6 protein-coding genes are annotated in these 5,638 nt (G+C 55.4%); all 6 read left to right on the forward strand.

Annotated features, from left to right (window positions below; all coding sequences use genetic code 11):
* The first annotated feature begins 81 nt into the window (after positions 1 to 81).
* Positions 82 to 309, forward strand: coding sequence for a glutaredoxin-like protein NrdH (gene nrdH / locus EP867_RS18365; protein WP_124964920.1), 228 nt, complete (start codon positions 82 to 84; stop codon positions 307 to 309).
* Positions 310 to 405: 96 nt separating this feature from the next.
* Positions 406 to 1,530 carry a recombinase RecT gene (locus EP867_RS18370; protein WP_128490910.1) on the forward strand — a complete coding sequence of 375 codons (1,125 nt, stop codon included), beginning with the start codon at positions 406 to 408 and terminating at the stop codon, positions 1,528 to 1,530.
* 61 nt (positions 1,531 to 1,591) lie between these two features.
* Positions 1,592 to 2,548: a lambda-exonuclease family protein gene (locus EP867_RS18375; protein WP_128490911.1), complete on the forward strand. Its 957-nt coding sequence runs from the start codon at positions 1,592 to 1,594 to the stop codon at positions 2,546 to 2,548.
* Between the two features lie 78 nt (positions 2,549 to 2,626).
* The gene (locus tag EP867_RS18380) at positions 2,627 to 3,625 is read left to right on the forward strand and encodes an AAA family ATPase (RefSeq protein WP_128490912.1); all 999 of its coding nucleotides are present in this window, start codon (positions 2,627 to 2,629) and stop codon (positions 3,623 to 3,625) included.
* A 72-nt stretch (positions 3,626 to 3,697) separates the two neighbouring features.
* Entirely contained in the window at positions 3,698 to 4,798 is a 1,101-nt protein-coding gene (locus tag EP867_RS18385; protein ID WP_128490913.1) for a DUF3150 domain-containing protein, read from the forward strand.
* Between the two features lie 100 nt (positions 4,799 to 4,898).
* Positions 4,899 to 5,638: hypothetical protein (locus EP867_RS18390; RefSeq protein ID WP_206616380.1), on the forward strand; the 740-nt coding region annotated here is incomplete at its 3' end.

Genomic DNA, 5,638 nt, shown 5'->3' on the forward strand with positions numbered 1-5,638 from the left:
GTGTCTGAAATCCTGAATCCGCAACCCATGGGGGCACGCCCTTGTGGGGCTTGGCCTCCACCTAACTGAAGGAGAGCCAGCATGGACGCTGGGATTATTGTCTATTCCAAGCCTGGATGCGTGCAATGCACTGCGACCACGCGGGCTTTGGAAGCGCGGAAGCTTTCGTATGACGTAGTGGATCTTACTCAAGATCCCGCTGCTATGGATCGCGTAACCCGGCTTGGTTATCGCCAGGCGCCTGTGGTTATCGCAGGTGAGAAGCATTGGGCTGGTTTCCGGCCCGATCTGATTGCCAACCTTCCCTGACAACTGACCGACAGCAGGTCTGATCCTGCTCAATCCCAAACGGGAGTCACAGCACTCCCAAGGGGTGCCGGACTCTCATTTTTTTAGGAGAATGATATGTCTGAACTTCGCATCCCCTACCCGACCGAGCGCGCTGGCAAACGTGGCCTGGACCTTCAGAAATGGGGCGTCCTCATCAACACCACATTCCCAGCTGCCCAGACTGAAGACGCCATCATCAACGCTTGGGATCTTGCTCAAGTCCGCGGGCTGGATGTTTTCAGCGGGCACATCGCAATCGTGTCGCAGCGCCGGAAAGTCGATAATCACTGGATCAATCAGGAAAGCTGCTGGCTCACCCTGAAGGCCCAGATCTACACCGCGCACAAAACGGGTGCATTCGCCGGCATCGACCCCATCACTTTCGGGCCGATGGTTGAACGCACCTACTCTGGCTTCAAACGTCAGGATAATGGCCCAAATACTGAGCAAACCGTGTCTTTCACGGTCCCCGAGTATGTTACGGCCACCGTCTACCGCTTCGTAAATGGGCAACGTTGCGCGTTCTCGGACACCCTTTTCTTTGATGAGGCTGTCCCGATCGTCAATAAATTCCCTACCGGTCTGTGGGCTAAGGCCCCTACCCTCATGCTCTCAAAATGTGCAAAGGCAGCTGCCCTCCGGCTCGGCTTCGCGGAATGTGACTACTCCGCAGACGAAATGGACGGGCAGATTATGAACCCTGAAACTGTGTCCGACCTTACAGCGGAGCCTCAAAGGCTTTCTGCAGGGCCGTCTACTCTGGCTAATCCTACCGCGATCCCGGCTTCCGAGTTCAACGAGGTGCCGCAAGGGACTGATGACGTGGTGTCCAGTTTCAACAAGGTGCATAGCCGCGCACTGCGCTGGCTGGATCGATCCGTCGATGCGGCTGTCACGCTGGGAGCGTTTGATGAAGCGATAGATAACATTCGCTCAACCCTCGAACCTGAACTTCACGACATTTCGGTGTCGCTGGTGAATGGTCTCAAGGGCATTTTTGCAGATCCCCGAGGGCCTTCCCTTTGGGCATACCTTTGCGAGGCCCGCCGCCGCGGACCCGAAGCCTGTGATATGGCCTCTAAAGAGGTCAATAATCAGGCCGCCTCAGGCAAGCTTTCCAAAGCTGCTGCCGATGGCGCCAACACCGTGCTGAACTTTAACCGGGCTCTTCAACGCCTGAGCGCAAGTGCAGCTGCATGACTTCAACCCCTGAGGGGCTACCCCCTCATGGCGGTGGCCCCTTATTTTTTGGAGCCTCCACATGAAGTTCATCCGACTGACCCAATCGACGCCGGAATGGCTCGAATGGCGCAGAGGCGGGATTACGGCATCCGACGTATCCGCCCTCTTCGGTAAAAACCCCTATAAGACTGAATGGAAGCTCTGGGCTGAAAAGACCGGACTTCAGGCAGAAGACGACGTTATGGGTAATCCATATGTTCGTCGCGGTAAGGACTTTGAGCACCTGCTGCGCGAGCACGTTGTCGAAGAGCGCCAGATCGGCATCTTTCCTGCCTGTGTCGAGCACGACACCCTTTCGTTCTTGCGCGCTTCCCTTGACGGCATCGACCGCCACAGGAAGCCATGGGAGTTCAAAATCCCGTCTCCCGGCAATTTTGAAGAGGTCCGTAAGCACAGGCTCAACTCTGAGCCCGCTCAACGGTATTTCTATCAAGTGCAGCAGCAGCTGCTTGTCACGGGATCACACGAAGGCTTTCTCGTTTTCGGCCGATTGGAAGAAAGCGATGTAGGCATGCGTGTCGTTGAGACAATCCTTCTCATCGTCACCGCAGACGCCGCCGTCCAACAGGAAATCGTAGCCCGCTCGCAAGAGTTCCTACGGAAAGTCCGGGACGGGATAGAGCCTGCCAAAGATCCAGATCGCGATGTTTTCGCCCCGCAGACGCAAGAAGATGCGCACCGCTGGGCCACTGCATCGCAGGCGATCTTGCCCCTGCTCAGCCGCAAGGCCGAGCTGAAGGCAATGCTCGATGAGGTTGAAGCTGCCATCAAATCAGCAGCCGATCCCGTTATCGACGTTCTGGGTCAGAACAAATTTGGTGAATTCGCCGGGCTTCGCGCCACGCGGGTTGACCGCAAAGGCAGTGTCGATTGGGCCGAGCTTGTCAAAGCACATGGCCTGGATCCCACTGACGAAACAACCGTTGGTCCCTACCGCAAGGCAGGCACCAAAAGTCACCAGTTCACCGCGCTCTGACCAGACGCGCAAACAAACCCTGATGGGGAGAAAGCTTCCCATATCAGGGGCTTTCTCCCTTTTTTTACGGAGAAAGCTATGTCCCTGCACGCCAACAATCTGTCGTCGGCAATCAACTGGAACTTTCAAACCACTGACATCGGGCAGCTGTTCAAGCTCCCTTCGGCCATCGGTAAATCGGTCCCGGTCTTTGAAAACGACCTTCTCGTTCAGAAGATCACTCCTAACTACCACTTTGACGTAGACATGGTGAGGAGCATCCTCGCTTTCCTGTTTGCGGAGAACCATGGCGACGGCCTGATGTTCTATGGTCCGCATGGCTGCGGAAAAACCTCGCTCATCCGCGAAGTCCTCGGCCGTCTGCATTGGCCTACCCTCATGCTCTCGTGGAACGAGACTTCTGACACTGCTGATCTGATCGGCCGCGTCGGCATCTCCTTCGGCAACACTGAGTTTGAGTACGGTCCTTTGGCTTTGGCCGCCAAGAATGGCTATGCCCTTGTTATCAACGAAATCGACCGCGGCCGCGCAGGAAATCTGGTCGCGCTCAATGACATTCTCGATGGTGGCAAGCTACTCATCAAAGAAACGGGTGAGGTCATCACCCCTCATAAAAACTTCAGGCTTATCTGCACCGCAAACTCTGCGGGCAGCGGGGATCTGACCGGCGCCTATACCGGCTCCGTTCGGAAGCTCGATCCTGCCTTCCTCGATCGCTTTGCGATGTTGGAAGTGAGCTACATGGATCATCAGACCGAAACGGATCTGATGCTTCTCCAATTCCCTGATTTTCAGGCAGCATCTGCCGAGTTCGTCTCGCGCATGTGTGCCTTTGCTGCTGAAACGAGAGCCAAATGCCACGACGTGGCTGAAGCCCTCAATTCGCCCCTCTCAACGCGCGCTCTGACGCGGTTCTTCCGCTACGGCCTTTCTTTCGGCCTGCACCGGAAAATCGATCACGGGACGCCTTGCGAGGAAACGGTGATGAACGCCCTTAATCTGGCGTATCTCAGCCGGCTTTCGCCTGAAGAGCGCGAAGTCGCTACCAACATTCTCAAGCTGAACATCGGCTTCTAAGCCAGTTTCAACCCTGATGGGGAGACACGTACTCCCATCGGGGGCGGTCTCCCTTTTTTTTGGAGAAAAAAGATGACTGTCCAAACGACTGTGCTCAAAGATGTAGCCATGGTTATGCTCGATTTTTCGGTGTGGTCCGGGTCCAAAAAGCTCGAACCAAGCGATTTCATCAATGTTGACGTGCAAGACCTGCCACCCTCTCGCGTTGCGAGCTATGGCATCAAGCACCTCATTGAGAAGGAACGTCTTCAACCGTTCAAAACGATCCGCAACCAGGCTGAGCGTGTCTGCAATCGCTATGGCACGCGCCTGCTTGGAGGCTATGCGATCCCATTGGATTGTGTGGAAGTGATCGGCGTTGAGCTCCAGGCCATCTGCGCCAAGTTCAACGATGAGGTTGATAACTTCATTCAAGCTTATGACGATGCAATTGCTGATTGGATCGTCAAAAACCCGGAATTTGCCGAACCTCTGCGCCGCGCCATGCTGCCCAGATCGAAGGTCAAATCCCGGTTCAGTGCAAGCTTCTCGATCTTTGAAGTTTCGGCTTCTCCACGAGATAAAACGAACTCACTGGCATCTGTCGGAAGTGAACTTCTCGACAGTGTACTGTTGAGCATTGTGAACGGTGTGAAACCGCAACTCGCAAGCAAAACAGGCAATTCGGCCTCTGACTGGTTCAGGGTCGAAGTGCGCCAATCCATCGTAGAAGCTGCTCAGAAGCTGCGGCGTTTTTCCTTCTGTGATCGTTCGGGTGGCATGAAAGTGCTGGCTGACGACCTCGAAGCAAGCGTTGCGGGGTCTGGCAAGATCCATGGCGCAGAGTTTGAAAAGCTCTGGGCTATCATCAGCCGCTTCACTTCGCTCGATGCGATGAAGCAGTTTGTTGAGGAATGTGCGAACCGCGCACCGGCCACTTTGGCTATCGCTGGTTCAGCGCCATCGCCAGACACCATCAAAGACGATCTTGGTTTCCCCATGTCAGGGTTTGTTGCTGGAGAGGCACCTGCCTCGCCTGATGCACCCGTTTTTGCGGAAGATAAGGAAGAGGCCTTTGCTCTTGAAGCTGAAGCAGTTGCTGCTTCGGATGAGGAAGCTCCGGCCAACGTCGTGTCTTTCCCAATGCCTGACCATGATCAGCCGGTGAAATTTGCCGATACCTTTGACTTCTGACACCTGAGACAGCCCCCTAACCGGGGCTGTTTCCCTTCCATCAACCCTGCGGGTTTCTCTTCCCGCTGGGGGGAGAAATCCTTTTTTTTGGAGTGCTCCCATGATGAACAAGGCTCAAATCGACTATGCAATGGTGTCTACCAAGCTCTCCGCGGTCCTCGGCCGCAAATGGGGAGTGAACGTCGTTTTTGGCGGCCATCCCTGCACTAACGGCACCACGATCACCCTGCCCCACTGGGACTTGACTGACCCACGGCTTCGGACTGCCCTCTATGGTCTGATCGCACATGAGGCCGGCGGTCATGTCCGTCAAACAGACTTCCAAGCCCTCGGCGCTAAGATCACAGCAATGCGCCGCTCACCCCTGATGGTCGAATGGAAGTCGATCGCGAATATTCTCGAAGACATTCGCATCGAAGCCAACTTGTTGCGCTCTTACCCCGGTGCGGCAGCTTATCTGAACGCAGCCGTGGAAGTGATGCTTGCAGATCCCGACGACAACCGGCCCTTGCCAGATGAAATCACCAACTATTGGGATCTCGTGCTGAACTGGTGCCTTTACATCTTCCGTGCTGAATGCCTCGGACAGGTGGCAATCTCTGGCGACGCAGATCTTTATGAAGCAGCCGTGCTCAACGTGCTGCCCCCAGAAGTTCTGGCAGATGCTCGTAAAATTGGTGTTGCAGTGTCCAAGCTTGGGCCCAGCAAGACTGATTACAGTACGGTGCAAATGTACGCCGACAAGCTTCTCGCGCTCTTTAACGACAATATGCCGTCAAAGCAGTCGCAGAAGTCTCCTGACCCGCAAGGTTCTCAAGGCCAGCAGGGCGGCTCCCAAGG

Source organism: Falsigemmobacter intermedius (assembly GCF_004054105.1).
Lineage (GTDB): Bacteria > Pseudomonadota > Alphaproteobacteria > Rhodobacterales > Rhodobacteraceae > Wagnerdoeblera > Wagnerdoeblera intermedia.